Raw genomic sequence first — 2,874 nt, 5'->3', positions numbered from 1 at the left:
TTGTTGGTCACGACATACCCTTTCGCGGCATCAATAATTACGCCGGAACCCAGCTGATGCTGGTACGTTTTGGCTGGCTGTGGACGATGAAGAAGTTTAGCCTGCGCTTCCTGAAGAAAAAGCCGATGGAGTTTGGTTCCTGGACGACGCGTGAAATCATGATCGCCTCCTTTGCGGGCGTGCGTGGGGCCATTACCCTCGCCGGTGTGCTCTCCATTCCGCTGCTGTTACCGGATGGTAGCGGCTTCCCGGCGCGATATGAGCTGATCTTCCTTGCCGCGGGCGTGATTCTGTTCTCGCTGTTTGTTGGCGTGGTGATGCTGCCGCTTCTGCTGCAACACCTGGAAGTGGCAGACCACTCGCAGCAGCAGAAAGAGGAACGAATTGCCCGCGCTGCCACGGCCGAAGTGGCGATTGTCGCCATCCAGAAAATGGAGGAACGTCTGGCCGCAGACACCGAAGAGAACATCGACAATCAGTTGCTCACCGAGGTGAGTTCACGCGTCATCGGTAACCTGCGTCGACGCGCCGACGGACGCAACGACGTAGAAAGCTCGATGCAGGAAGAAAACCTCGAGCGGCGTTTCCGTCTGGCGGCCCTGCGCTCCGAGCGCGCGGAACTTTATCACCTGCGCGCCACGCGGGAAATCAGCAATGAGACGCTGCAAAAACTGCTGCACGATCTGGATTTGCTGGAAGCGCTGTTGATCGAGAACGAATAAACGGTTGTGCCTGATGGCGCTACGCTTATCAGGCCTACGGAATCCAATTGTAGGTCTGATAAGCGTTAAGCCGCACCCGGCATGTTACGACTCTTGCGTTAGCCAGAACCCTTCACAGCATTTGAGCCACGCCTGGGCGCTGTGCGACAGATACACACCTTCGCGCCAAATCATGCCCAACTGCCAGCGTAAATCACTCTCCAAAGGGATCCAGCGCAGCGTCTGCTTATCCAATCGCTGGCAAATCGGCTCCGGTAAAATGGCGATCCCGACTCCGGCTTGCACCATCGCCGCCAGAAAATCCCACTGCCCACTGCGTACCGCGATGCGGGGTTTGACGTTGTGCTGGTTAAACAGCTCAAGCAACTGACGGCTCAACGCGAAATCTTCGTTATAGATAAGCAGGGGATGCTCCGCTAACGCCTCGGGGGAAATGGATTCACACGTTGTCCACTGACCGGAGCGGGGGACCAGCACGCAGAGCGGATGGCTAAAAAGCGGTAAGGTCGCCAGGCCGCTCTCTTCTTCAACCGGCAGCGCGGTCATCGCGACATCCAGATCGCCATTCATCACCGCCTGCTGGACGGTTAAGCCTCCAAATTCAGACACCTTCAGTTCAACGCCGGGATAGCGCTGGCGAAACAGGCTGATAGGCCCGGCCATCAACATACCGACCATGGGGGGGATGCCGAGGCGCAGCACTCCCTTGTTGAGGTGATTAATGTCGCTGAGTTCTGCTTCGAGCTGGCGAAACTCGGCGAGGATCGCCAGGCCGCGTTCGAAAACAACCTGTCCGGTGTCGGTTAACAGGAGTCGCCGACCGTCGCGGATTAACAGCGTGCAGTTAAGCTCGTCTTCAAGGTTCTTCAACATCTTGCTGATGGTGGGCTGGGTGACAAAAAGCTTCTCCGCTGCGCGGGTAAAGCTCTGCTGACGAACCACCTCAACAAAATAGCGCAGCGTTCTGATATCCATGATTATTCCTTAAGACTATGCCTGCAATGAGTTTAATTCATTTCAGTCCTGGACGGGGGCTCTCTATACTGGCGCTCTCTATTTTTTAAGGACATACCCTCATGGCTGTGGCGATAAGCCGCGTGACGCCTGCCGTTATTCATCGACTCCAGATCCCCGTTCAGGTTCTGTTGTACGCAGGTCTATTTGTATTTGCTCAATATCTTGTCTCCTGGTTGCATCTGCCGCTTCCTGCCAACCTGGTTGGGATGGTGCTGATGTTGGCGCTGATTGTCTGCCGGGTTATCCCGCTGAACTGGATTCGCGCAGGCGCTCGCTGGTTACTGGCTGAAATGTTGCTGTTTTTTGTTCCGGCGGTGGTGGCTGTCGTCAACTATACGCAGCTGTTGTTGGTCGATGGTTGGCGCATATTTGCCGTCATTGCGCTAAGTACGTTGATGGTGCTTGGCGCAACGGCATGGGTCGTGGATAGAGTGTATCGCTATGAAATGAGCAGGCTAAACCGTGAGTAATTTCCAGCTAAGCGTGCTGTGTCTGGTGATTACGCTGGGCATCTATTTTGCCAACAAGCGCCTGTATCGCCGTTTTCGTAAATTACCGCTGATGCCGTTAGTGTTCACCCCGGCGCTGCTGGTCCTGATGCTGGTCTTCGGGCATATCTCCTGGCAAAACTATATTGGTGAATCGCACTGGCTGCTGTGGCTGTTAGGCCCTGCGACCATCGCTTTTGCCGTTCCGGTTTATGACAACCTTGCCGTGATTAAGCGGCACTGGATGTCACTGACGGCGGGCGTGCTGACGGCAACGCTGGTGGCCGTTACCAGTTCCGTGTGGCTGGCGCGTCTGTTTATGTTGCCTGATGAAATCCAGCGTAGCCTGGCGGTGCGCTCCGTCACCACGCCGTTTGCGCTGGCAGCAGCAGAGCCGTTGGGCGGGCAACCAGACCTGGTGGCATTGTTCGTGGTAGTGACCGGTGTATTCGGTATGGCGGTTGGCGATGTACTGTTTTTACGGCTTTCTATTCGGGAAGGGATGGCGAAAGGCGCAGGATTTGGCGCAGCCTCGCATGGTGCGGGCACGGCGCGCTCTTATGAGCTCGGCCAGCAGGAGGGCGTGGTCGCCAGCCTGGTGATGATGCTTTCCGGCGTGGTGATGGTGCTGGTGGCACCGCTGGTCG

Annotated in this window: 4 protein-coding genes; 3 read left to right on the top strand and 1 reads right to left on the bottom strand. The window is 56.4% G+C overall.

The genetic code is table 11. The features are described from left to right. Positions 1-722, top strand: a 722-nt coding sequence (locus FDW87_RS22195; RefSeq protein ID WP_252363088.1) for a Na+/H+ antiporter, incomplete at its 5' end; no start/stop codon positions are given. 84 nt (positions 723-806) lie between these two features. Here the strand turns inward: FDW87_RS22195 and FDW87_RS09335 are convergent. Continuing rightward, positions 807-1,697, bottom strand: a complete 891-nt coding sequence (locus tag FDW87_RS09335) for a LysR family transcriptional regulator (RefSeq protein ID WP_016155366.1) — start codon at positions 1,695-1,697, stop codon at positions 807-809. Positions 1,698-1,798: 101 nt separating this feature from the next. On the opposite strand from FDW87_RS09335, the gene FDW87_RS09330 reads away from it, so the two are divergent. Then, positions 1,799-2,209: a CidA/LrgA family protein gene (locus FDW87_RS09330; protein WP_065554808.1), complete on the top strand. Its 411-nt coding sequence runs from the start codon at positions 1,799-1,801 to the stop codon at positions 2,207-2,209. After that, on the top strand, positions 2,202-2,874 hold a 673-nt coding region (locus FDW87_RS09325; RefSeq protein ID WP_137379688.1), incomplete at its 3' end, for an LrgB family protein. The genes FDW87_RS09330 and FDW87_RS09325, both read left to right, overlap by 8 nt.

The organism is Citrobacter sp. wls826 (assembly GCF_005281245.1).
Lineage (GTDB): Bacteria > Pseudomonadota > Gammaproteobacteria > Enterobacterales > Enterobacteriaceae > Citrobacter > Citrobacter braakii.
This window is presented reverse-complemented; position numbering and strand designations above follow the sequence as displayed.